General features: G+C 66.7%; 20 protein-coding genes. 14 read left to right on the forward strand and 6 right to left on the reverse strand.

The features are described 5' to 3' along the window. Nucleotide 1: 1 nt before the first annotated feature. From QRN25_RS15395 to QRN25_RS15405, 3 genes are all read right to left on the reverse strand, one after another. Nucleotides 2-4,657: a MupA/Atu3671 family FMN-dependent luciferase-like monooxygenase gene (locus tag QRN25_RS15395; protein WP_271181369.1), complete on the reverse strand. Its 4,656-nt coding sequence runs from the start codon at nt 4,655-4,657 to the stop codon at nt 2-4. Between the two features lie 132 nt (nt 4,658-4,789). Next, nucleotides 4,790-5,740: a glycosyltransferase family 2 protein gene (locus QRN25_RS15400; RefSeq protein WP_285020185.1), complete on the reverse strand. Its 951-nt coding sequence runs from the start codon at nt 5,738-5,740 to the stop codon at nt 4,790-4,792. Continuing rightward, a complete protein-coding gene (locus QRN25_RS15405; RefSeq protein WP_271181371.1) occupies nt 5,713-6,897 on the reverse strand; it encodes a glycosyltransferase family 2 protein in 1,185 nt (394 codons plus the stop codon). The genes QRN25_RS15400 and QRN25_RS15405 overlap by 28 nt, the downstream gene beginning before the upstream one ends. Nucleotides 6,898-7,163: 266 nt before the next feature. On the opposite strand from QRN25_RS15405, the gene QRN25_RS15410 reads away from it, so the two are divergent. Beyond that, nucleotides 7,164-8,384, forward strand: a complete 1,221-nt coding sequence (locus tag QRN25_RS15410; RefSeq protein ID WP_285020186.1) for a glycosyltransferase — start codon at nt 7,164-7,166, stop codon at nt 8,382-8,384. A gap of 149 nt (nt 8,385-8,533) precedes the next feature. On the opposite strand, the gene QRN25_RS15415 is transcribed toward QRN25_RS15410, so the two are convergent. Next, complete coding sequence (locus QRN25_RS15415) at nt 8,534-9,481, reverse strand: WecB/TagA/CpsF family glycosyltransferase (RefSeq protein ID WP_271181373.1); 948 nt, start codon at nt 9,479-9,481, stop codon at nt 8,534-8,536. Between the two features lie 198 nt (nt 9,482-9,679). Between QRN25_RS15415 and QRN25_RS15420 the strand changes: the two genes are divergently transcribed. The 5 genes from QRN25_RS15420 to QRN25_RS15440 are packed head-to-tail and all read left to right on the forward strand — an operon-like array spanning nt 9,680 to nt 14,856. Next, complete coding sequence (locus QRN25_RS15420; protein ID WP_285020188.1) at nt 9,680-10,396, forward strand: polysaccharide biosynthesis/export family protein; 717 nt, start codon at nt 9,680-9,682, stop codon at nt 10,394-10,396. Next, a complete protein-coding gene (locus tag QRN25_RS15425; RefSeq protein WP_271181375.1) occupies nt 10,393-11,547 on the forward strand; it encodes a putative outer membrane beta-barrel protein in 1,155 nt (384 codons plus the stop codon). Before QRN25_RS15420 ends, QRN25_RS15425 begins: the two co-directional genes overlap by 4 nt. After that, a complete protein-coding gene (locus QRN25_RS15430) occupies nt 11,544-13,070 on the forward strand; it encodes a GumC family protein (protein WP_271181376.1) in 1,527 nt (508 codons plus the stop codon). The genes QRN25_RS15425 and QRN25_RS15430 overlap by 4 nt, the downstream gene beginning before the upstream one ends. A gap of 27 nt (nt 13,071-13,097) precedes the next feature. Then, complete coding sequence (locus tag QRN25_RS15435; RefSeq protein ID WP_271181377.1) at nt 13,098-13,868, forward strand: P-loop NTPase family protein; 771 nt, start codon at nt 13,098-13,100, stop codon at nt 13,866-13,868. Between the two features lie 22 nt (nt 13,869-13,890). Further along, nucleotides 13,891-14,856 carry a phytanoyl-CoA dioxygenase family protein gene (locus QRN25_RS15440; protein WP_271181378.1) on the forward strand — a complete coding sequence of 322 codons (966 nt, stop codon included), beginning with the start codon at nt 13,891-13,893 and terminating at the stop codon, nt 14,854-14,856. A 71-nt stretch (nt 14,857-14,927) separates the two neighbouring features. Here QRN25_RS15440 and QRN25_RS15445 read toward each other — a convergent pair whose 3' ends face one another. Further along, complete coding sequence (locus tag QRN25_RS15445; RefSeq protein ID WP_285020189.1) at nt 14,928-16,295, reverse strand: glycosyltransferase; 1,368 nt, start codon at nt 16,293-16,295, stop codon at nt 14,928-14,930. Nucleotides 16,296-16,492: 197 nt separating this feature from the next. Between QRN25_RS15445 and QRN25_RS15450 the strand changes: the two genes are divergently transcribed. From QRN25_RS15450 to arsH, 8 genes are all read left to right on the forward strand, one after another. Continuing rightward, complete coding sequence (locus QRN25_RS15450; protein ID WP_271181380.1) at nt 16,493-17,641, forward strand: cell wall hydrolase; 1,149 nt, start codon at nt 16,493-16,495, stop codon at nt 17,639-17,641. A gap of 131 nt (nt 17,642-17,772) precedes the next feature. Continuing rightward, nucleotides 17,773-19,824, forward strand: a complete 2,052-nt coding sequence (locus QRN25_RS15455) for an acyltransferase family protein (protein WP_271181381.1) — start codon at nt 17,773-17,775, stop codon at nt 19,822-19,824. Further along, entirely contained in the window at nt 19,824-21,434 is a 1,611-nt protein-coding gene (locus QRN25_RS15460; protein ID WP_271181382.1) for a GMC oxidoreductase, read from the forward strand. Before QRN25_RS15455 ends, QRN25_RS15460 begins: the two co-directional genes overlap by 1 nt. Beyond that, nucleotides 21,431-22,201: an SDR family oxidoreductase gene (locus tag QRN25_RS15465; RefSeq protein WP_271181383.1), complete on the forward strand. Its 771-nt coding sequence runs from the start codon at nt 21,431-21,433 to the stop codon at nt 22,199-22,201. Before QRN25_RS15460 ends, QRN25_RS15465 begins: the two co-directional genes overlap by 4 nt. 263 nt (nt 22,202-22,464) lie before the next feature. Further along, nucleotides 22,465-22,794: an ArsR/SmtB family transcription factor gene (locus QRN25_RS15470; RefSeq protein ID WP_271181384.1), complete on the forward strand. Its 330-nt coding sequence runs from the start codon at nt 22,465-22,467 to the stop codon at nt 22,792-22,794. Between the two features lie 11 nt (nt 22,795-22,805). Next, nucleotides 22,806-23,237, forward strand: a complete 432-nt coding sequence (arsC, locus tag QRN25_RS15475; protein WP_271181385.1) for an arsenate reductase (glutaredoxin) — start codon at nt 22,806-22,808, stop codon at nt 23,235-23,237. Then, complete coding sequence (locus QRN25_RS15480; protein WP_271181386.1) at nt 23,234-23,836, forward strand: aquaporin; 603 nt, start codon at nt 23,234-23,236, stop codon at nt 23,834-23,836. Before arsC ends, QRN25_RS15480 begins: the two co-directional genes overlap by 4 nt. Further along, on the forward strand, nt 23,833-24,582 hold the full coding sequence (gene arsH / locus QRN25_RS15485; RefSeq protein WP_271181387.1) for an arsenical resistance protein ArsH: 750 nt from the start codon (nt 23,833-23,835) through the stop codon (nt 24,580-24,582). Before QRN25_RS15480 ends, arsH begins: the two co-directional genes overlap by 4 nt. A 14-nt stretch (nt 24,583-24,596) precedes the next feature. On the opposite strand, the gene QRN25_RS15490 is transcribed toward arsH, so the two are convergent. Further along, on the reverse strand, nt 24,597-25,001 hold the full coding sequence (locus tag QRN25_RS15490; RefSeq protein ID WP_271181388.1) for a MerR family transcriptional regulator: 405 nt from the start codon (nt 24,999-25,001) through the stop codon (nt 24,597-24,599). Nucleotides 25,002-25,038: the final 37 nt, after the last annotated feature.

Here is a 25,038-nt window from a genome sequence, read left to right on the forward strand (position 1 = left end):
TCTAGACCCTCACGCCGATGCGGGCGGTAGCGCGACGATTACGTGCCTGGTTGCGCATTTCGGCGCGGTTCTGACCGGCGAGCGCGGCGGCATCGTCCTGCCCGCCCGACAAGTGCGCGCCGAGCGCGGCGATGGTCGGGAAGCGGAAGATGTCGGTCAGCGCGACCGGCTGCGTCAGTTCGGCGGACAAGCGGCGGTGGACCTGGATGGCGAGCAGCGAGTGGCCGCCGATGTCGAAGAAGTTCTCCGTCAGGCGCACTTGCGGCAGCTTGAGCACGTCGCACCAGATCGCCTGGATCTGGGCCTCCACGCCGGTCGCCGGGGCGGCGCTGTCATCCATGTTGTCGACGACCACGCTGACCGGCTCGGGCAGGGCATTGCGGTCGATCTTGCCGTTGGGCGTGCGCGGCAGGGCTTCGAGCAGGACGAAGTTGCCGGGGACCATGAAGTCGGGCAGCCGCTCCCGCAGATGCGCGCGCAAGTCCTCGACCGCCGGGGCATCGGTGCGCGGGGCGAGGTAGGCGACGAGGCGGGTGGCGACGCCTTCCTTGCGGGCGACGACGACGGCCTCGGTGACGTCCGGGTACGCGGTGAGCGCGGCCTCGATCTCGCCCAGTTCGATGCGGTAGCCGCGGATCTTCACCTGATGGTCGAGGCGGCCGAGGAATTCGAGCGTCCCGTCCTCGCGCTGGCGGGCGAGGTCGCCGGTCCGGTAGACGCGCGCGCCCGGATTGAACGGGTCGGCGACGAAGCGTTCGGCGGTCAGCTCGGGCCGGTCGTGGTAGCCGCGCACGACCCCGGCGCCGCCGATGACCAGCTCGCCCGGCGTGCCCTGCCGCACCGGCTGCAGCCGCCGGTCGAGGATGTAGATCTGCTGGTTGAGCAGCGGCCTGCCGAGCGGCGGCGCCCCCCCTTCATCGAGCGCGTGGACGGCGGACCACACGGTCGTCTCGGTCGGCCCGTACATGTTCATGACGGTGCCGGAAACGAGGCCGGTCATGTCGGTCGCCAGCTGCGGCGGGAACGCCTCGCCGCCGACCATGAGGTGCTGGAGCGCCTGCAGGCGCGGGCGGGCAGCCGGGTCGCTCGCGAGCACCTGAAGCAGGGACGGCGTACACTGCAGGTGCGTCACCCCGTGGCGCGCCATCAGGTCGTGAAGCGGGCGTTCTGCGGCGTTATGGTCCTGTTGAGTGCCGTTGAGTGCCAGTGTGCGCAACTGCGCGATTTGCGGCAAATGTTCAATAACCGTCTGGGAATCCACGCCAAAATCGACAAGGCAGCCGATCTCGTCGACGCCGATCGCCGACAGGCGGTGGACCAGTCCGACGTTGTCCTCAGGCGTGCCGAACAAGCCGCTGGTCTCGAAGTAGCGCTCGAAGGCATGGTCGAGCAGGGCGTCGGTCTCTTCCTCGGAAATGTCGGAAAGTTCCAGTCTTTCAGCACCTTGCGGCGTCTTGAAAGCCGGGAACGACCAGGCGTACTGCTTGAGCAGATTGGTCGAGGTGCGCAGGTACTCGATGAGCGCAGGCTTGACGGCCGCACGCACCGCATCTTCGCTTTCTCCAAGAAAAGTGTGCAACATCAAGGTGATGCGCCCTTCTCCCGAATGCCCGGCCTCGTGCCAGGCGCTACGATAGGCGGCGATCTTGGTCGCCACCTCCTCGATCGACTGCCCCAAAAGGTGCGTCAGCACATTGGCGCCGACGCGCCCTGCCTCGCGGAAAGTCTCTGAATTTCCAGCGGAAGTTATCCAGACCGGCAGCTCCGGCTGGACCGGGCGCGGGTACGTGCGCACCGAAACGTCATGCCCCAACGGCCCCGGATAGGCCCGCGCCTCGCCCCGCCACAGGCCCCGGACATCCTCGACACACCGCTTGAGAACGCCCGCACGATCGGCATAAGCCCCTGGATTCAGGACGAAATCGTCCGGTTGCCAGCCGGAGGCGAAAGCAATCCCTACACGCCCGCCCGACAGGTTATCAACCAGCGCCCACTCCTCGGCGATACGCAGCGGATGGTGCAAAGTCCCCACCACGCTCCCGGCACGGATCTGCACCCGCGACGTGATCGCCGCGATGGCCGCCGCGGCGACGGCGGGATTCGGGTAAGGCCCTCCAAAGTCATGGAAATGTCGCTCCGGCGTCCAGATCGCCTCGAAGCCCTCGGCATCGGCGAAGCGGGCGCCTTCCAGAAGGAGGTTGTACTGCTCGGCCGCGCTGCCCGCGCTGGAACTGGCGAAGTAGAACAGGCTGAAACCGACCGGCCGCGCATCGGCGACAGCCACTTCCGGCACATCGCCGCGCACTTCGCGCTCGCTGGCGATGACGATGTGATAGCCGTGCATCAACGGCCACATCAGCTCCAGCGTGGAGATGTCGAAACTGAGGCTGGTGACGGCCAGCCACGTCCCGTCCGGCTCGATCTTGCGGTCCATTCCTGCATAGAAATTCAACAGGTTACGGTGCTCGACCATGACACCTTTGGGCAGCCCGGTCGAACCCGAGGTGTAGATCATGTAGGCGAGATTCGCGCCTTCCGCGCCGCCGTCGAAGGGGTCCGACGGGCACGCGGCGAAGACCTCGCGCATGGTATCGATAAGGAGGATCGGCGCCTCGGTCTGCGGCAGATCGCCCGCCAGCACAGTTTCGCTCAGAACCAGGCCAAGGCCGGAATCCGCCACCATGTGGGCGATGCGATCCCGCGGATAGGACGGGTCGAGCGGCACGTAGGCGCCCCCCGCCTTGTGCACGCCGATGAGGCAGGCGAGCATCTCGACAGAGCGCGACAGGTGGAGGCCGACGAGCACTTCCGGCCCCACGCCCCGCGCCGCAAGGTCATGCGCGACGCGGTTAGAGAGCGCATCGAGCTGCGCGTAAGTCAGTGAGATGCCGAGCGCCGTCACTGCCAGCTTGTCGGGCGTGCGCACGGCCTGCTCCACGAAGTGGTGGTGCCAGGCCGGACCGGCAGGAACGGGACCTTCGGTGGCGTTCCAGGCACCGACGATCCGCCCATGTTCCTCGGGTTCGAGCAGCGACAGGCGGCCGACCGGTGCGTCCGCAAGGTCCAGGTACATCGCCTCGAAACCGCGCACGAGGTCCTCCGCATCGGCGCGGGAAAGGCGGGTGGCGTCGCAGGTCCAGCGCAGCCTGCCTTCCGAGGTGCAAACGGCCACGTCGAGCACCGCGTCGCTTGCGCGCACCTCGTCGAGCCGCTTCACCACCTGCACGCTGACGGGATGGTCGCCCCCCGCGCGACCGCGCAGTTCGGGGCTGCGGGCGACGAGATCGGCGCAGATGGCCACGCGGCGGTGCATCCCGGCGACTTCACGGTCCAGCGCGTCGCGCAGCACGGCCAGCGGAGCATCGAAATCGACCGCGACCTTCAGCGGCATCTCCGGCGCGAACCAGCCCGCCACGTCGTCCAGCCGCGCACGGCTGACACAGTCGGAATATCCGATCTCGACGCTCGCCCGGTCGGCAGCGCGGGCCAGCCACGCGACCAGCGCGGCCAGAGCGCCGCCGGCATCGAGACCCTGCGGCATTGCCCGGTCCAGCATGAAGGGCTGCGCAGGACCGTCGCCAACACGCGGAGTAAACTGCGGCAACTGCAAGCTCTCGCGCTGCTGCAAGCGACGACGCCACCACGCCTCATAGCGCCCGGCGGCCGCATCGAGGCAATCGAGCTGATCGCGCCGGGCATCGTCGAGCACCGTGAAGCCCGCCGCACCGATCAGCAGTTCGCTCACTTGCGCCCCGCCCAGCGCTTCGCCGGAGAGCATGGCGAGACGGTCGAGCCGCACATCAAGATCGCCTGTGGCGACAACCGGCGTGGGGCCGGACACCAGGATCGTGCCCGGCTCGCGGCCCGATACGCTGGACAGCGGCGTGATCTGCTGCACGAGCAACAGCCGATCGCCGAGCAATGCCTTCGGGACTCCGACCGGGTTGGCGTAAGTTCCGAAGTCGAGCGCACGGACCAGACGGGCGATCTCGGCAGCCGGGCGGCTCCAGTCGATCGTGGCGGCGGCCTTCGGGCGGTCGGCGCGGCCGACCATGCGATCGGGTGCACGGTCCTGCAGAACCGCCGCTGCGACCGCGCCGTCGAGATCTGCGACGAGCCCCTCGAAGCAATGCAAGCCCGCCTCGAAGCAGCGGGTGTTGAGCGAAAGCGCGGTTTCCTCTTCGGCGATTTCGAAGCGCTCCGCAGCGAGGATCGCACCTTCGTCCACTGCGCCTGTCATCAGGTGCCAGGTCACGCCATGCCGCGCCGCTCCATCCAGCAGCGCCCAGACGGGCGTATTGAGGCCGGCCAGTTCGGGCAGCGGGCCGTCATGGAAATTGATCGCCGCCCGCGATGCGAGCGCCAGTACCTCCGCCGGCAGAACGCTGAGGTTGGAGATGCTGAAGACGTAGTCGACGCTTTCTACGGCAGCGGCCAGAAGGTCGCGCGGCTTCTCGAACAGCGCAATGCCGAGGCGCCGAGCCCAATCGGCGGCCGGCGAAACCGGCGCCGCCACCACGGCGGCGATCCGGTGCCCACGATCGATCAGCAGCCTGCCACACTCCGCGAGCAGCGTTTCGTTGCCGACGAGAATGCTGCTTGCAACCGGGCAATCAGGAGATTGCCCATTGCCGGCGAAGTCCCGGAAAGACGTCATGCGATGCCCCACGCCTGAATGAATTACCCCAAGTCGACATCGACTGTATTGAGACTGAATTTGGAAAACTATGTCCCAAACCCCGCCCCTGTTTTCACCATGGATGCTTACTTGGGTGTTTTAGGGAGCGAATTACTTATACTCGATCAGACGAGCAGGACGAACGGCGGCGCTACGCGACTTTCGACGACGCCAGTAATCAATCTGCCCCTGCAGATGCGGCAGCTTGCCAAGGATCAGCCAAGTCGCCTGAAGCGCATCCTTGCGCGCACGGATGCGCAGCCACAACACGGGCCAGAGCAGCCACATCGGCGGGAGCGACCAGAGTAGATTGCTGAGCACCTTGCGACGCAGTTCGCGCCCCTTTTGCAGATCTTGCGCGCCGCGCATCGCCAGTGCCTCGGCGGTGGCGTAGCCACTACGGCGGTTGCGCTGCCACCACTGGCCGAGGCGCATCATCGCCGCGTCATGGATGGTCATGTCTCCCTCTATCCGGCGGATGAGCCAGCCACGCCGTCGCATGCGGTAACACATGTCGGGCTCCTCGCCGGCGATCAGATGCTCATCGTAGCCGTCTACCTGGCGCAGTGCGACGACGCGGAACAGTGCGTCGCCGCCGACGCTTTCGGCAAGGCCCACGGGCGTGTTCCACTCGGCCTCGCACAATCGGTTGTAGAGGCTGGCGTCCGGTGCCCTCTCCCGCCGGCGACCGCAAACGGCGGCGAGTTGATCGTCGGCCAGAAATGCGGCGCGGGCCTTGTCAAGCCAACCAGGGATCAGTTCGCAATCGCCATCGATGAAATGGACGAATTCGAGCAGCGGGTCCTTGTCCAGATGCCAGTCAAGCCCGGCATTCCGCGCCCGCGCAGCGGTGAACGGCTGCCCGGGATCGAGTTCGACCACCGACAGGCCCCGCGCCTTCACGCGCGCCACGCTACCGTCGGTGGAGCCGGAATCGACGTAGACGGCGCGCTGGCCGGTCCGCGTCACGCTGTCGATGCACAAATCGAGGCGCCCGCCTTCGTTGCGACCGATAATGACGAAGCCCACCGGCGTCACGGCAGCCGCTCCGTACGGGTCCATTCCCGCTCGCGGCGGGTCACGAACTGGGCGATCAGCGGCAGCTTCCAGACGAAGTAGCCCGGCAGCAGGCGCAGGGACGACAGCGGCAGGGTATCCCGCCCATGCAGCCACCATGCCAGAGATAGCCCGAGCGCCGCTGCGGTCTGGGTCGCCAGCAGGGCGAGGAACGGCGCGGTTGGTCCCGCCAGTGCCAGCACGATCCCCAGCGCGGGTGCCGAGCACAGCGCGAGCAGCACGGTTGGCGGTATCATGAGGTCCAGCGCGACGATCGCAAGCGCGGGCCTTCGCACCGCGCGCGCCAGCAGCCGGGGGACATAGCGCCAGGCGGTCTGCATCATGCCGTGCTCCCATCGGCGGCGCTGGCTGCCGGTGCCCTCGACCGAGCTGGTAGCGCTCAGGATGCGGGCGCCGGACTCGACGATCACGCGCCGGCCTGCGAGCAGGAGGTCGAGCCCCATTTCCAGATCCTCGACCAGCGACCCGCCCGGCCAGCGCATCTCGAGATACATGGAGCGCGGGAAGGCCATGCCCGATCCCTGCAGCAGCGCCATTCCGGACAGGCGCCCCAGCCCCTGAAGCCGCACGAGGTTCTTGATCAGGAAGGCGAAACTGGACACCCGCACGACCGCGCCCGCATCATCCGGGGCGGCAAGCAGGAAGATTCCCTGCACCGCCGCATCGCGCCGGACCGCCGCCTCAGCCAACGCAGGCAGGGAACCGGGCATCGCGCGGCAATCGGCGTCGAGTACCAGCACCGCCTCCGCTCGCAGCAGATGGTCGGCAATGAAGGCGCGGGCGTATTCCAGCGCGTGGCCCTTTCCGCGCAAGTGCGGATTGGACCTTTCGATGACCGTCGCGCCCAGAGCCCGCGCCCTTGCGGCCGTATCATCGGTGCAGTTGTCCGCGACGACCAGCAGTTCGTCCCCATCGCGCAGCAACCCCAGCGCCGCGCGCACGCTCGTGTCGATTCCGGCCGCTTCGTCGTGGGCGGGCATGACGACGACAAAAGGCGGCGCCTCACCGGCTTCGCCGGAAACATGCCTCCGCGCGCCGACGACGCATTCGAGCGCAAGCATCGCCGTCGGCAATCCGGCCGCCACGGCCATCCACCATGCGAAGCCCAGCACGATGCGGTCGGCAAGCACCAGCAAGTCCATCCGGTTCCCCTCTTGCGCCCCGCGACGCCAGCTTCACCCGGCAAGAGGATAAGGGGGCAGCCAAGGCCCGGGCAGACCTGAAACTCCCTTGGAAGTTCTCATGATCGACACCGGGCGGCGGCGCCCAATAGACTTGGACGCAAAGCGTCTCGCGAAATTTCCAAGGAGAGTTGCTGCATGTACATCGGGCTCCGTTCACGCCGCAGGCCAAGTCTGTCGGCATCGTCAGGAAGGTGGACGACAGAATGCGCCCCGCCTTTCCTGCCATGAACGCCGCGATGCCGCCCTGCACGGCCGCCGGTACTGCAGGTCAAAGGGGGGCGGCCGCGGCTACCTTGCTGCTCAGCGCTCCGGCGCCTGTCCAGGTAGCTGCGGATGGGTATCGCCTGGACACCAAGTTCGTCGAAGGCATGCGCGCGCATGTCGCAGACTGGGGTGGGAAAATCCGCTGCATAATCTGGGAAAGCGACGACACCATCCCCTTCGGCCGTGTCTACAGACCCGATGAACTCGACTTCGAGATGGTTGTGCTGGGCAAGGGCGCACCTGTACCGCCCGCTGCACTGACGGGAATCTCGATCGCGCTGGTATCTGCCGACATGCCGGGCTTCCCGGCCATCTGCCAGAGCATCGCCTCAGCCGGTATCCCATACGCGGTGGGGGTGGAATATACGCTGGAGACCCGGTTACGCACCCTCTGGCTGGATCGCGAGGTGTCGGGAATGCGCAAGATGCGCAGTAGTCTCTGGCTCCTGCGCAACGAACGGCAGGTGCGATCGCGGCTGAAGGCCGCCGTCGGTGCACAGTTCAACGGGTATCCGGCTTTCAGCGCCTATTCCCGGCTCGCAGACGATGCGCATCTCTATTTCGACAACAGGATGGGTCCGGAGATGATGGCGACGCCGGCCGAAGTGGCCGTGCGCAATGAACGGCTGCTGGCAGGATATCCTTTGCGACTGATCCATTCGGGACGCCTGGAGCCGATGAAGGGTAGCCAGGACCTGCTTCCCGTGATGCGCGCCTTGGCGGCAATGGGCGTACCAGCGACCCTGGACATCTACGGCGCGGGAAGTCTCGAACAGGAAATTCGCGATGGGCTCGGCGAATTCGACGGTGCGGTCCGCCTGCATGCGCCCGTCGATTTCAAGACGAAGCTGGTGCCGCTCAGCCGGACTCAGGCCGATGTATTCCTGTCTTGCCACCGACAGTCCGACCCCTCATGCACTTACCTTGAAGCGATGGGCTGCGGTCTTGCCATAGCTGGCTACAGCAATCGCATGTGGTGCCGTTTGAGCAGGGAATCGGGCGGCGGCCTCGCAGTGCCGCTGGGCTCGACGAAGCAGCTTGCAGAGGCGATCGGGCGGTGGAACCTTGATCGCCCCGCCATCGCCGAAAGCGCACGATCCGGCCTCGCCTTCGCCCGCCGGCATGATTTCGGCCAGGAATTCGCAGGCAGGATGGCGCATCTGCGCGCGCTGATCCCATAAGCGCCTGTCGTACCAGAGCACGTCCGATCAGGTGGAACCACCGATGACCCGGAAAACGTTTTAAACCAAAGAAAACTGGAGCAGTCGTGCCGTCGAGGCGCAAACTGCTCCAGGGTCGATCGGCGGGCTGCGGACGGTTGCCCCGCTCGTTATGCGTGCAGCGGCGCTCGCAACGGAGCCGGCGCCCTATTGCTACGCCACATCTGGTGGATCCGGAAAATCTGCGGCCCCTCGATCAGATAGCGCCGCCACAACCGCTGGGGGTTGGAGCACAGCCGGAAGGCCCACTCCATCGACATTTGCTGGATCACCGCCGGCGCGCGCTCCTGCTCGCCGGAGAGGAATTCGAGGCTGGCGCCGATGCAGAAGCCGATACCCTGGCCGCCGCGCGCCTTGGCGACGCGACGCGCGATGATCTCCTGCTGCGGCGAACCCACCGCCAGGAATGAGTATCGCGCCTTGGCCTCGACAAGAAAGCGTACTGCTCGCGCCACTTCGCGCGGATCCTTGATGAAGCCCATCGGCGGATTGTAGTGACGCACGTTGCGCAGCCCGTAGAGTTCGCTGATGCGCGCCACTGTAGCGTCGCTGCCGCCCAGGATCGCGACGGCATCGTCGGCGGCAATGCCCTCCTCGAACAGGCGCAGCGTCAGGTCGCTGCCCGTCACCACCGGCAACTCGCGCCCGTCGCCGCGTGCCAGGCGCGCAAGGATACGGCTGTCGCACAAGGTCATCCAGGCATCACGATAGGCCGGCCACAAGTCGGAGCGCCGCCGCAGCAACCGCACGACATGGTCGACGTTGGGCGTGACGATATACGTAAATGGCGCCGAGGGAGGCCGCTTGCACACTGCATTCATCGCTGTCGGCAAGTCGATCGGCGTAAAATCGAGGTCGAGGAACTCGACATCGTCCCGATGGCCGGCCTGATGCCCGGCATTCAGGTCGGCGATGACCGGCAGCGGCAGATCCAGCGGCAGATCCAGCACGGGTGCCGAAATCTCGCGGCCGATAAGGTTCAGGTGTTCAAGCGACATAAAGCGTACCTCCCCGTGCGCGATTATGCCGCCACGCCGTTCCGGGGTCTTCTCCAGCAACTGCGCCCGACGAACTGGGAGGCGTATTCCTCGTTCTGAAAAACCTCTCCATAAATCCCGGAGGGCTGTTCAAAACGAGCCGATGCGTGTTTCTCCCCACGGATAAGCACGCCCTCCAATGGGAGAATTTTCGGCAAGTACCGCACGAGGTTAGCCTTTTCCGCAGATCGACATTCCATGCCGACTGTGGGGGTAGACATGCTTCAATCGAACGACGCTTATCGGTCGCGCGCTGCGCACCGATCAACCCGGACCGTTGCGGCGGCCGTTTCCTTCCTCGCCATGGGCCTTGCGGTCCATCCCGTCTCGGCACAGGTCAGGGCCGCCACTCCCGGCACCCAGGCCATCGCGCCCGTCGTGTCCGGTGCGCAATCGGCCGCCAGCATGCCCGATGCCGCCTCGGCCTCGCGTTACACGGTGAGGGCGGGCGACCAGCTCGACGTCTTCGTCTGGGGAGAGGAGCGCATGCAGCGCCAGGTTCTCGTCCAGCCAGACGGCACTTTCGCCTTTCCGTTGGCGGGTACGATCCGCGCCGACGGGCGCAACGTCACCGACATCGCCGACGAGATTCGCGGCCGCATCGCGCTCAACTACACGGCCGGCCCGCCGGACGTGACCGTGACCGTGCGCGAGACCGACGGCACGCGTTTCTACGTACTCGGCAAAGTGCGGACGCCTGGAAGCTATACCAGTCGCTCGGCGCCCAATATCCTTCAGGCACTCAGCATGGCCGGTGGCACCGCCGACTTCGCCGACACCGGAGGCGCGGTGATCCTGCGCCAGACCCGCGCCGGTCAGGTGGTGGAGCGCATCAAGCTGAGCAAGCTTTTGAAAGGCGCCCGCTCGCTCAATTCCGGTGCCCTTGGCACGGCACTGCCGACGCTTCAGAGCGGCGACGTCCTGCTGATCCCGTGACGGCGGCACATCGTGGCACCCTGCTCCTCCTGGCAGTCGCCCCGCCGACGCTGGGGCTTGTTCCCGCCAATGCGGCCGCACAGGAGCAGCCGCCCTACATCGAGTTCGACATGACGGGGTTCACGGGGCGCAACCTGTTCCTCCTCACGGACGACCGCAAGATGAATTCGGGCGGGGAAGTCTCCGCACAGGCAGGTGCGACCCTCGGCGTCGATGCCGGGACCACGCTCGACCTCGAGGGCAGAATCGCATACCGCCGCTACAGTCGGCGCTATGGCGATTTCGTCACGGGTTATGGCAAGCTCGCGCTGGATCACCGTGGCAGCGAGCGCCTATCGGCTCGCACCGAAGCCTCTTTCGAACGCCTCCTGCCACTCGAAGGCACCAATGGCACGATCGATGCCGCAATCGATCCGGTAAGCCTCCAGGATCGCTACGAACTCAAGCAGAGCCTGCGCTGGCGCCCCGACCAATACCTGACGATCAGCGGAGAGGGGGCCTGGAGCCGGTTGTCGCCGCGCGGCTCGCAACTGCTGCGCCGTACCGATGCGGCCAACTTCGATCTCGGCGCAGAACGCCGGTTGTCGCCCTTTTCATGGATCGGCCTCGGAGGCTCGGCAACCTTCAGCAAGGCATCCGACGGATCACGCTCGGATGCGGCTCTGTTCGTGCTCAAGGCTGGAACGCGCGTCGCTCCTCATTTGTCCGTACAGGCTGAAGCGGGGGCGTCCCGGACTTCCCGAAGCGGGCCTGGTGCGCCGACCGACCGGACCCCGCTCCAACTCGCGACTTCGGTATCGCTATGCTACGATCCACGACGCTTGCGGGTGTGTCTTGCGGGGCAGATCAGGCCGGCGGTCACCGGCTTCGGCGGCATCCAGCGCGAAAAAGTGCTGACCGCCACTTTCGATTTCCAGACAAGCGAACGCGGCACCTTGAGCGCCCTTGGCGAGTATCGCTCCGTTCCCAGTCCCACATTCGGATCGGACGCGAAGATCGTCAGCCTCTCCACGACTTACGAGCATCGCCTCGACGACCGATTCCGCCTTCATGTCGGTGCGGACTATGACCGCCGCACCGGCCTGTCCAGCCAGACGCAGAGTTCCTGGACCATCCGGGCCGGCGTCACTTTCCGGATACCCAGCCGATGAACAATAACAGCCAGACACCCATGACGCCCTCGTCTTCGCCCACTGCGGCGCCCGGATCAGACCCTGCCAATGCCGATCCCCTCGGCATCTATCCGGTCGAGATCCTTGCGATGCTGCGCCGCCGCTGGCGCTGGCTGATCGCGCCGACCCTGCTTGGCGGCGTTGCTGCCGCAGCCTCGGTCGCCACGCACGAGCCGGTCTACCGTTCCTCCACGACGCTACTGATCGATTCCCCGCGAATCCCGCCCAGCCTGATTTCCTCGCCGCTGACGGACGTGGCGGACGAGCGGATCGCCAAGATTCGCCAGCAGGTCGTCAGCCGCGAAAGCCTGACCAGGCTGATCGAGCAGAACCGGCTCTATCAGCGGGAGCGGGCGGTGATGGACTATCCCAGGTTGCTCGAAATCATGCGTACGAAAGTCGGCGTGAACCTCGTCGCTGCGGATCCGACGCGGGGTCGCGGCGGCACGATCGCCTTCAACCTCTCGTTCGACTATCGCGATCCTCGCGGCGCGCAGGCGGTGACCGAGCAGTTGACCCAGATGTTCCTCGTCGAAGACAAGCGCTTCCGCACCGAACAGGCCACCGGCACCGCTGCCTTCCTCGCCAAGCGCTCCGACGAGTTGCGTCGCCAGCTGCGCGACCTTGCCGAGAAGCGCCGCAGCGTAGAGGCCCGTTATGCCGGCTCGCTGCCCACCGATGTCGCGCTGAGTTCGCAGTCCAGCTCGGCGATGCGCGCCGAGATTTCTCGCACCGACGCCGAGACTCAGGGGCTGATCCAGCAGTCCAGCCTGCTCGCCGCGCGTCAGCAGGAACTGGAACGGACCCCACCCGGCGTCGAAGGGCTCCAGCGCGCGGAAGAGCGCCTGTCCGCACTGCTTTCCACGCATTCGGAACGCTTCCCCGACGTCGTCGCCGCCCGCGCGGAAGTGCAGCGTCAGCGAAGCCTGATCGCGCAGGAACCGGGTCGCGGTGAGACGCTGATCGAGGCCGAGATCGCCGCAGGCCGCGAACGCATCTCCACCCTTGCCTCCCGTCGCGCCGAACTCGTGCGGACGATGTCCGATATCGATCACCGCGTCGCCCAGGCGCCGCAGTCGGCCTACGAACTCAGTACGATCGAACGCGAATACGACAACATCAAGCGTCAGTACGATTCCCTGCGGGAAAAGCAGCTCGACGCGCAAGTCGCCGCCAATCTCCAATCGGAGGACAAGGGCGAACGCTTCACCGTCGTCGACCCGCCCAACCTGCCGCTGCACCCGCTGGGCCGAAACGCATGGATGGTCATGTTGATGGGCCTCGCTGCCGGCTTCGGCCTCGGCCTGGCGCTCATCATCGCGCGCGAGATACTGACCGGTACGATCCACGGCACCGAAAGCCTGCGCCATGCGGTTCGTGCGCCCTTGTTCGGTGCCATACCGACAAGCCGAGATCCCAACTTCCTCGACAGGCTCGCACGCTGGCTGCCGGGCCGGGCGCGCAGTGCGCCGAGCTACTCGCCAGCCCATTCGCCAGCATAGTCGCCAGACAGAACCCGGAGCAGGCCCATGAACGCTGAAGTGCCATTCATTCCGCAGGGCGGCATCGAAGTCCCCGCCGTCGCCGGCATCACCTTCGCACCCGATGCCGGGCACCTTTCAGAGAATCACATAGTCGGGCTTGCACCGCCCAGTAACGAACTGCGGCAGTTCACGATGATCCGCTCGGCGTTGCTCGACCATGCCCGCGCCACCGGTTCCCGCGTCTTCGCGGTAACCTCGGCCGAGCCCGGCAACGGCAAGACCCACATCACCGCCAATCTCGCCATGGCAATGGCCAGGATTCACCCAACCGTCCTGGTCGAACTGGACTTGCGCCGTCCCGCGATGGGCAACCGGCTGGGCTTGCCGGACGACTATGCCGGGGTCGAGGACTATCTTGCCGGGGAGTGCCCCTGGAGCGCCACGCAGGCGCGCATCGAGGGACTGGACCTCACCGTCCATCGGGTGCGCCGCGCGCGTGCCGACGCCGAAGCGCTCCTCGCCTCCAATGCGCTGGCACTGGCGTTGCACAACCGGCATTCGATCGAGGACGGCACGATCTGCCTCGTCGATACCCCGCCCGCGATCCTCAGCGACGACCTAGCGCTGATCGCGCGCAACGTCGACGGTATCCTGATCGTCGCGGAAGAGGGCAGGACCGCGCGGGCAGCGCTTCAGGACGTCGCCCGAACCGTCAGTCCGACGCCCATCGTCGGCACCGTGCTCAACCGGTCCATCTCGCCGACCGCACGCCGGGTGGATTACGGGTACTACAAAAGTGGAGCCAGACAGGCCTGACCCACACATACCGGAGGATGCTATGACGATCCTGAAGCTGAAAGGGCGCGCCAGATGGCTGCGCGATCTGCCCTCGCAGGCGGCGCTCGCGGTACTCAACGAAAGGCGGGTGCGGCTGTGGCTCGGCAAGCGGCACCGCGCCGCCGTGACCCGGCATGCCCACAGGCTGCCGGACCTCGACGCAATCGGCAACGACGTAGTCGCACAGCTCAACCGCAAGGGCGTATGCGTCACCACGCTCGATGCCCTGCGTATCCACGGCGCCGCCGAAGTGGTCGACGCGGCATGGCAACTGTCGAGCCACTTCGCCCCCGAGGCTCGGGCACTGGCCCGGGACGGGAGACAATTCATCATAGTCCCCCCCCTCCAGATCGTCCGCAACCCGGACATCTACCGGTTGGGCCTTCATGAGCGCCTGCTCGACATCGTAGAGAGCTACATCGGTCTACCCGTGGCATACGACGGGGTGGCGATTAACTACACCGTGGCCGACGGGCTGGAAATCGCCACCCGCAAGTGGCATCGCGACCGCGAAGACCGGCGCATGCTCAAGGTCGCGATCTACCTCCATGACGTCGATGAGGAAGGCGGCCCGTTCCAGTGCATCGCCCGGCAGGACACGGTGCGCAGCGATATAGACGGTTACCACTACGAATTCGGCGAAGACCCGCTGCTCAAGGCACGGCTCGGACCGGACTATGCCGACGACGTGGTGAGTTGCACCGGGCTCAAGGGCACCGTGGTCTTCTGCGACACCGCACGCTTCTTCCATCGCGGCAAACCCGCCACCGGGCGTGACCGGGCAGCCCTGTTCTACAGCTACTTCGCGAACCCGCCTCGCCACCCCTTCCTGTGCGAGCGCAGCGGCATAGACCGCTCCGAGGCACTGCAGATGATCGAGGGCCTGCCCGACCGCCAGCGCCGCGCCGCCCTGTGGCGCCGCCGGCTCTCCCCGGTGATGCGAATGATCCCGCCCGCGAGCGTCTGATCCGCCACCCTCCCCGGACGACCGAGATGCCGTCCGGGGACATTCGCCCTGCGGCGTATCTGCAAACGACCTCAGCGCACCAGCGGTACCAACAGATCGACCATCCGGCCCGCACAACGCTCGGGATCATGCCGGTCGAGAACGCGGGCTCGGGCACGCTCTCCCATTGCCTCCAGTTCCTCCGGCCAGGCATCGAGCGCAGCGTCGAGCGCACCCTCGATAGCATCCACCGAGCCGGAGGGCACCAGCCAGCCGACATCCCCGTCGACCAGTTCCGGTATCCCGGCAATGGCCGTGGCGATCACCGGGCGGCGCAGCGCCATGGCCTCCATCAGCACGACAGGAAGCCCCTCGGCGAAGCTGGGCAGCACCAGCGCCCGCGCCCTACGCAGCGCACCGCGGATCGTTTGCGGGCTCGCCCAGCCATGCAGAGTGACGACCTCGCGCATTCCCAGCCGCGCGATCTGGGCCGCGATGATCGCCTCGTCTTCTCCCCCGCCGATAAGGTCGAGCCGGATCGGGCGCCGCACGGCGACGCGGGCGAAGGCTTCCAGCAGCAGCGGCAGCCCCTTCTGGGCGCTGAGACGGGCGACGCAGACGAAGCGCGTATCCTCTCCGTCCGGCCCGCCCTCCCGTTCATCCTCGACCATGGCTCCACCCTGCGAGAGCCCTGCGAAGAACGCCGGGTCCGGGGCACAGTGGACGACGTGGATACGTGACCAGTGGTCAGGATGCGACCAGCGCATCAACTGCCCGCGTCCGAAGCTGGAGACGCCGACCACAAAGGCCGCCTCGGCGATCTTGCCGGGCAGATCGAGGGCGCGCGGTGCGTCGAATTCATCCGGTCCGTGCGCGGTGAAACTGTAGGTAACCGGCGCCAACCGCGCCACGAGACGTGCCACCATCGCCGGGTTCGTGCCGAAATGGGCATGGAGGTGCGAGACCCCCGCTGCTTCCAGCCGCCGCGCCAGCAGCGCGGCCTCGGCGAAGTAGGCCAACGCCCGGATACGGTTGCCCCTCCCGCCCGTCCGCCACGCCAGCTGCAGCGCGCGCAGCGCGGCAAGCGGCTGCCGCGCCAGACAAGCCAGCGTCGCAGACGCAAGAGCGCCACGATCTTCCAGCAGCGCCGTGGTGCGGCCCGCCTCCGCGCGCTCGGCCGTATCGGCAGGAGTTTCACCCGCCCGACGCACGGTGAAGCGGTGGATTTCGAACCCCTGCCGCTCCAGTGCCGCGATCTCGGTCTGGATGAAGCTGTGGCTGATCTTGGGGTAGACGTTGCTGAGATAGGCGATCGCGCCCCGCGACCGGACGGGTCTGGCCTGGCGTACAATGCCGGACCACGCGGTCCCCGATTCATGCCTGAAGGCGAGCGGTTCGGCGGCGGTTCCGGTGATCTCCATAATCGCCGCATTATGCGCGCTGAGGCAGGCGCGCGGCATTCCGGGTTTTGCTTGGGAAATCGACGGAGGGATCCCCGGGAGCATGATCCCCCGGATGCCGCTTGAACGCGCGCCGTGGGATGAATCGCTGTCACTGCGGGAGACCCGTCTTGTCGGCATTTGCCGCCCTTCGTTCCAGATTGCCGGGCAAGCATCGGAACCGCGAGCAGCCGCCAGCGGGGCATGGGAGGACGGTCATGCGCCGGGTCAGAACAGGGCTCGGCGCATGTCTGGCCCTCGTCGCGATCGCGACCGTTCCAGCCCAGCGCCCCGTCGCCAGCCCGTTGCCCAAATTCACCGCGCCGCCGATCGTGCGTGGGGCTTTCGACGCGCCGGAGGATGTACTGCTGCCCCCTGCCGATCCGCAGTCGCAGCTGGCCCGCGCATTCAACGCCGGCGTGCCGCTGGCGAGGGGCGTCCTCGTCGCAGCCCAGCCCTTCTACCTGCGCGCCGCGCCGCCGGACCTGGCACGGGCCACCGACTGCCTCGCCGCTGCGGACTATTACGAGGCGGGTCTGGGCATCGCCGACCAGCGCGCGGTCGCGCAAGTCGTGCTCAACCGGGTGCGCCACCGCGCATTCCCGGCCAGCGTCTGCGGCGTGGTGTTCCAGGGTTCGGAGCGGCGCACCGGCTGCCAGTTCACCTTCACCTGCGACGGCTCGATGCTGCGCCGCACGCCGTCGGCGGAAGCATGGCAGGCGGCCCGCCGCGTCGCCACCGAAATGCTGCTCGGACAGGTCGATCCGACCGTCGGCCTTGCCACGCATTACCACACCGACTGGGTCAGCCCGGCCTGGGACCGCTCGATGGACAAGGTAGCGGTCGTGCGCACCCACCTGTTCTACCGCTGGCGCGGCACCCAGGTGTTCGAGATGCGCCACACCGGCAGCGAGCCGGACATTCCGATGCTTTCACGTATCTCGGAAGCGCATCGCGGATTAACCGCAGGCACGAGCGAAAGCGCAGAAGCGCCGCAGTTGCAGTTCCTGCCGATCATTCCGTCCGGACAGCCTGCCGCCGCGGCGGCGGCGCCAGCCGCACCGAGGACGGAGATCAGCAATGTCGCTGTCGCACCGCCGCCGAACATCTTCCTCGTGACCCTGCCCGCAGGCGGCACGCCCGCCAGCTTCCGCGCCCTTGCCGAACAGCGCTGCGCCGGAGTGAGCCGGTGCCGCTTCATCGGCTGGACCGACGCCTCCCGCACGCCCCGCGCCCTGCCGATGCCCGGCAGTTCGATCGACGCCATTTCCTTCATCTTCGAGCGCCGCAGCACCGCCGCCGCGCCGGAGAACTTGCGTTGGGACTGCACCCGCTTCGCGTCCGAAGGGCAGGGACATTGCATCTGACATTCCGGGCATGCCCCGTTCCGAAAAATTCTACCGCCCTTTGCCGAATTTCGCGGGGGTCGGCCTCGACTTAGACTTTCAGGGGATTGCGCCCCCGGTTGCGGCCGGACGGCAACGGAAGGAAACGCGACGTGCCGGCACCGCAGCATGCACCCTATCGCCGGGAGATAGACGGACTGCGCGCCATCGCGGTGCTGGCGGTGGTGCTCTATCATTTCGCGGTGCCGGGCCTGAAGGCGGGCTTCGTCGGTGTCGACGTGTTCTTCGTCATCTCCGGCTTCCTGATCGGCGGGATGCTCTGGTCCGAATTGCTGGAGGCGGGCAGGATCGATCTCGGCCAGTTCTACCTGCGACGCATTCGCCGCCTGGCGCCTGCGTTCTTCGCGATGGGCGCCGCCTGTGCGGTGATCGGCTGGTTTGTCCTCCTGCCCTATGAGTTCCGCAACTTCGGCAAGGAACTGATCGCCTCCAGCCTGTGGATGTCCAACGTCCTGTTCTACCGCGAGGCGGGCTATTTCGACTTCGGCGCCGACAGCCGGGTGCTGCTGCATACCTGGTCGCTTTCCGTGGAAGAGCAGTTCTACCTCTTCCTGCCGCTGCTGCTGAGCGCACTCGCGCTGGCGCGGGTCGGCCCGAAGGTGATCCTGGGTATCCTGATCGCAGTCTGGGCCGGATCGCTGCTCGCCTGCGTGGCCCTGACCGCCGGTTATCCGGTGATGACCTTTTACCTCTTCCCCTTCCGCGCCTGGGAGATGCTCTCCGGCGTGCTGCTGGCGATCTGGCTGCGCGATGCCGCCCTGACCCCGCGCCTGCAGGCGGTGCTGGCAAGCGCAGGGTTCCTGCTGCTGGCCGCGTCCTTCCTGCTGATCAGGAACGCGAGCTTTCCCGGCTGGCAGGCCATGCTCCCGGTGGCAGGCAGCGCCGCGCTGCTGGCAGGCGCGAAGGGGGACAGGGGCAATCCGGGCGCCGTGCTTTCGCACCCTGCCATGGTCTTCATCGGGCTGATCTCCTACTCGCTCTACCTCTGGCACTGGCCGCTTCTGATCTTCTCGCGCTACTGGCGCGGGCACTATGCCTCGCCGCTGGAAACCGCCGGATGGCTGGCGCTGGTATTCGTGGTCGCGGCGCTGAGCTGGCGCTTCGTCGAGCAGCCCTTCCGCCGCAACCGCCGGATCACTGCGCCCGTGCTGCTGAGCAGCGCCGCCGTGGCCGCCTGCGCCACCCTCTCGGTGGGAGCGGCCACGTTCCTCGCCGATGGCCTGCCAGACCGTTTCTCGCGCGATACGCAAGTCTACATCGCGGCGTCGGCCGGCTTCCTGCAGGACACCAGCCGCTGCCGCCGGCCGGAGGACGGTCCCCTCGCCGGAATCAGGACATGCGCGATCGGTCCCGACGGCCGGCCCGAATTCCTGATCTGGGGCGACAGCCACTTGCGTGCGCAAATGGATGGCCTCGCCATGGCCGCCCGCGAGGCGGGGCGACCGGGCATGATCATCTGGCACGCCGGATGCCCGCCGCTCTTCGGCCTCGCCAAGCACGAAAGCGCCGCGACGCCCGACCAGGACCGTACCTGCGCCGACGACAACCGGCGTATCCGCGCGGCGATCCGGCAATATCCGAGCATTCGCCGCCTGCTGCTGGTCGGACGATGGGCCTACTACGCCGACGGCAAGGGGGTCGGCCGCGACGCCCACAACCTCATCACCCTCTCCCCCGAGACGGGCTCGGGCTTGCCGCGCGGCGTCTCGCAATCGGCTCTGTTCGGCGCCGCGCTGAAGCTCACGGTCGCGGAACTTAAGGGCGAAGGCCATGAGGTCTACCTGCTGCGCCAGGTGCCGGAAATGCCGCAGTTCGACAGCGTCCGCGTCGCCCGCGACCTCGCTTACGGGCGGCTGACCCCAGACCAGGCCCGGGTGCTCGCCAGCGTGCGGATGCCCGCCTTGCGCGACCGCAACCGGCTGGCGGAGGTGTCGATCGGCCAGCTCGTCGCCGATCGGCAGGTCCGTCTGATCGACCCGTGGCCAAGGCTCTGCCGCGACAGCTGCAGCGGCATGGTGCAAGGCGCCTCGCTCTACTTCGATAACAACCACATGACCTACGAGGGCTCGGTTCGCCTGCGCGACCTGTTCATCCCCTTCATGTCGGGCTCCGGCGCCACGAACATAGCCGCGGCACGGCCATGATGACCGGCGACCTTGCCTCCCGCCGCTGGGACGTCATCGTCATCGGCACCGGCATCGGCGGCGGCACCATCGGCCGCCGCCTAGCAGAACGCGGCCTCTCGGTCCTGTTCATCGAAAAGGGTCGCTCCGGCTACCGCACCGAGCAGAACCACATGGCGGGCGACGACGTCCACGACCCCGAAGCGCGGCTCATACGCGGATCATGGCCCGATACCGCGCGTGCGCGCATCGAAGGGCAGGAACGTCGCTTCCATCCCGCGATCGGCGCCGCCGTCGGCGGATCCTCGGTGTTCTACGCCGCGACGCTGGAACGGCCCGAGGCACACGACCTCGACGACAGCGCCGAGCGTCCGCACCCGACAGACGGATGGCCGGTCGGCTTCGACACGATGCTTCCCTGGTTCGACCAGGCACAGGCCCTGTTCGAGGTCCGGGGCCAGCCCGATCCGCTTGCCAACCACCCGACGCCCAACCTCTCCGCTGGCCCGGCGATGTGCGAGGGCGACGCCCGGCTCATGGAGGGCATGCGGCGCTCCGGCCTCCACCCCTACCAGTTGCACAGCGCCATGCGCGGGGTAGAGGGCTGCGGGTCGTGCCTGGGCCGCAAGTGCCCGCGCCCATGCAAGCTCGACGGACGATCGGCGGGTGTCGAGCCCGCCCTCGCGACCGGCCGCGCCGCGGTTGCCGAGCGCTGCGAAGTCACGGAGCTGCGGGGTGACGGCCCCCGTATCACCAATGTCGTCGTCCGCCGGGACGGAGAAACGCTCGAATTCACCGCCGACCATGTCGTGCTTGCGGCCGGCGCCCTTTCCTCGCCGCGTATCCTCCTGGCCTCGCGCTGCGCCGAGTGGCCCGAAGGGTGCGGCAACGCCCACGGGCAGGTCGGACGATACCTGATGTTCCACCTCAACGAGATGTTCGCACTCTGGCCCCGGCGCGGCGAAGGCTATGCCGAAGCGGCCAAGTCCATCGGCTTTCGCGACCTCTATCACGCCGAAGGGCACCGCTTCGGCATGGTGCAGGCGATGGGCCTCGACGCGGGCGAGGGCGAGATCCTCAATTACCTGCGGGGCAAGATCCAGCGCAGCCCACTGCGTCGCCTGCCCGGCGCCAGCCAGATGGCGCGCATACCGGCCAAGGTCGCCGCGCGGGCGCTGGGCCAGGCCAAGGTCTTCGTCGGCCTGCTGGAAGACATGCCCTACGCCGAGAACCGCGTCATGCCAGACCCGGAGCGTCCCGGCGGCATCCTGATCGACTACCGGTTCAGCCCCGAACTCCACCAGCGCCGCAAGCGGTTCCGCAAGCTGATCCGCACTTCGCTGGGATTGCGGCGCACGCTGTTCCTGACCTACCAGCCGGAACTGAACTTCGGCCATCCCTGTGGGAGCCTGCGCATGGGGACAGACCCCGCCAGATCCGTCGTCGATGCCGACTGCCGCGTCCACGGCATCCGCAACCTGTGGGTAGCCGATGCCTCGTTCATGCCCACCTCGATGGGCGTCAATCCCAGCCTGACGATCGCCGCCAACGCGCTGAGGGTCGGCGACGCAATCTTGGCGGCTCCGAAGGCATCGCGCCATGAGCCTCTAGCCGTGAGCGTCCTGTCATGAGCGGGGCCGCAAAGCTGGCGATGGTCACCGGCGCGGGCAAGGGTTTGGGCCGCGCGCTGGCGCTGGAACTCGTCGCGCGCGGCTGCACCGTCGCCGGTCTCGGCCGCGACGAGACCGACCTGTCGGCCACCTCGAAGCTGTGCCCGGTCGCCGGGGCATTCCACCCCATCGCCTGCGACGTGTCGGACTACGAAGCCCTGCGCGCGGCCTTCGCCACGATCCGCCGCCTCGGCCCGGTCGCGATCCTCATCAACAACGCCGCCGCCTACCCGCGCCGCGACTTCCTCGACGAGACGCCCGAAAGCTTCATGCAGACCATGGCGATAAACCTGGGCGGCATGGTCGCCTGCAGCCGCCTGGCGCTGGAGGACATGGTGAACCGGGGCAGCGGCCGCATCGTCAACGTCACCAGCTTCGCCGACCTCGCCCCGATCGCCGCAAGCAGCGCCTATTCCGTATCCAAAGGTGCGGCACGAATCTTCACCCGCGCGCTGGTCGCGGATCTGGAGGGCCGCTTCCCGGAGATCGTCATCAGCGACTGGATCCCCGGCGCCCTGCGGACCGCGATGGGCCTGCCCGACGGCATCCACCCCGCCGACGCCGCCCGCTGGGGCGCGCAACTCGCACTGTCGAGCGATCCTTCGCTGAACGGCACGCTATGGGAGCGCAACAACGAGGTTCTCGAACAGCAATCGCTCAAGCGCCGAGTTTTCAACCGCCTGATGATGCGCGCGGCGCCCACGCCGAGGGTACTCAGCGCCGCCTGACCTGAACTCGATCCCGTCGTGGATCGACGGTTTCTAAACAAACCGGGGGATATACGCGGCTTCACGGGAGAGGGAGCCAGAGCCAGTCATTCAACAGCCATTTCTTTGTGCGCGGAAACGCCCGGGTCGGCTATTCCACTTTAGATGTCCATGATTGACCAACAGCGGCTTAGCGACCTGCAAACGCAGATAGCTGCCATAAAATCATCGGATTTGTCCGATGGGTTGTTGACCGCCCGAATTGCATCGGATAAATCCGATAGATGCAAACGGACGCAGCCCTTTCGATCCTCACCGCCCTCGCGCACCCGACCCGCTTGTCGACCTTCAGGTTGCTAGTCCAGCATGAGCCCGACGGCCTTTCAACTGGGCAACTCGTCGAAGCAAGCGGTTTAAGCCAGAGCACATTCTCCACCCATTTGGCGGTCCTGGTGAAGGCCGGGTTGGTCGTTCCCGAAAAGCGCGGACGCCAGCAGATCCAGCGTGTCAGCATCGACGCGTTGCGCGGTCTTATACTGTTTCTCGCAAAGGACTGCTGCGGTGGTCGCGCCGATCTGTGCGAGCCGCTGCTAGCCGAACTCACGTGCTGCTGAAGGATCACCCCGTGACCGACATAATCATCTACCACAACCCCACTTGCGGGACGTCACGCAACACGCTCGCCCTCATCCGGAACTCCGGTGTCGAGCCTCACATCGTCGAGTATTTGAAGACGCCTCCGGTCCGCGCATTACTTGTCGATATGATCGACCGCGCCGGCATGACCCCCCGCGACCTGCTGCGCGAGAAGGGCACCCCCTTTGCCGACCTCGGACTCGCCGATCCGGCACTGTCCGACACGGCACTTATCGACGCGATGATGGAGCACCCTATCCTCATCAACCGGCCGCTGGTGGTGACGCCGCTGGGTGTGAAAATGTGTCGCCCGTCCGAAGCCGTGCTGGACATCCTGCCCGATGCGCAGCGCGGCGCCTTTGCCAAGGAGGGCGGCGAGCAGGTCGTAGACGCGGCCGGCAATCGCATCCACCCTCAGTGAACTACCGCGCCATCCTTGCCGAGGCGTTGGGCAGCCTACTATTGTTCGCGAACGTCGTCGGTTCGGGGATCATGGCGGAGCGTCTCGCTGACGGGAACGAGGCCATCGCGCTGTTGGGCAACACGCTGGCGACCGGCGCGATCCTGTTCGTGCTGATCACGATGCTCGGGCCGGTGTCGGGCGCCCACATGAACCCGGTCGTCACACTGGTCATGCGTCTTCGCGGTCAGATCCGTACCGATGCGGCGCTGGCCTATGGCGCGGCCCAGCTAGCGGGCGGCATCATGGGCGTGTGGCTGGCGCACCTTATGTTCGATGTGCCGGTGCTCCAGCTTTCCGATAAAGTGCGCTACGGTCTTGGCCAATGGGCAGGCGAGGCAGTAGCCACCTTCGGTTTAATCCTGACGATCGCAGGGACGGTACGGCTGCGCCCGGACAGCGTGCCCGTCAGCGTCGCCCGATCGCTGAGCGATAGCTTCGCAGGGATCGCCCCGTCCTGCGTGCCAGCCTTCATCGCCGCGCAGATCATCGGCGGGCTCGCTGCCCATATTGCCAGCGGGATCATCTTCCCGGCATCACTACAGAAGGAACCTGCATGAGCCGCGTCCGCGCCCTGCCTGACCCGGACAATCTTCCGGCTCTCGATCCCGCCTATGCCATCGCGCGTCCGGCGCTCGGTCTTGGTAACGACCGGCCCCCGCCACGTATCCTGCTGCTCTACGGCTCGCTGCGGGAACGATCCTTCTCGCGGTTAGCGGTCGAGGAGGCAGCGCGGCTGCTCCGGTTCTTCGGTGCAGAGACGCGCATCTTCGATCCATCCGACCTGCCGCTACCTGACCAGGTGGCGGGAGACGACCACCCTGCCGTCCATGAACTGCGCGAACTGTCGATGTGGTCAGAGGGACAGGTGTGGTGCAGCCCCGAGCGGCACGGCCAGATCAGCGGCATCATGAAGACGCAGATCGACCATCTGCCACTGGAGATGAAGGGCATGCGCCCCACGCAGGGGCGCACCCTCGCCGTGATGCAGGTGTCCGGTGGTTCGCAGTCGTTCAATGCCGTCAACACGCTGCGCCTTCTCGGGCGATGGATGCGCATGTTCACGATCCCCAACCAGTCGTCGGTCGCCATGGCCTACAAGGAGTTCGACGAGACGGGGCGCATGAAGCCATCCAGCTATTATGACAGGATCGTCGACGTGATGGAGGAACTGGTGCGGATCACCGTGCTGACGCGCCCGCACGCGATCCAGCTGGTCGACCGTTATTCGGAGCGGAAGTCTATGAGGACAAAGGTTGATCCTTCAGCCACCCGTGCCAATGCAGCGCTGGGCGACAGCGACTGAACGCTTCGGGCACCTCAGGCTGGAGGAACAGGACCAAGTGCTTCGATGATGCGGCAGTCAGCAACGATGCCGCCATCGCAGGAATCGATCACCGCCTTAAGCTCTTTGCGAAGGGCGGTAAGGTCGGCCAGTTTGCGATCCACTTCCAGCAGGTGCTCCCTGGCGATCCGATCGATACCGGCGCAATCGCCGCTGCGATCGCCCGAAATGCCCAGCAGCGCGCGAACCTGATCGAGCGAAAACCCAAGGTCGCGGGCACGGCGGATGAAGGAAAGGCGGCCAAGTTCGGCCTGCCCATAGTCCCGGTAGTTGCTCGTCGTCCGCGCTGGCTTGGGTAGCAGGCCGATCTTCTCATAATATCGGATCGTCTCGATCTTGGTGGCCGTCGCCTTGCCCATATCGCCAATCGTGAATGCCATGCCCTTGACCCTGTAGTCGCTACAGGGCCTATATAGC

Source organism: Novosphingobium sp. fls2-241-R2A-195, from assembly GCF_030209485.1.
GTDB classification, from domain to species: Bacteria; Pseudomonadota; Alphaproteobacteria; order Sphingomonadales; family Sphingomonadaceae; genus Novosphingobium; species Novosphingobium resinovorum.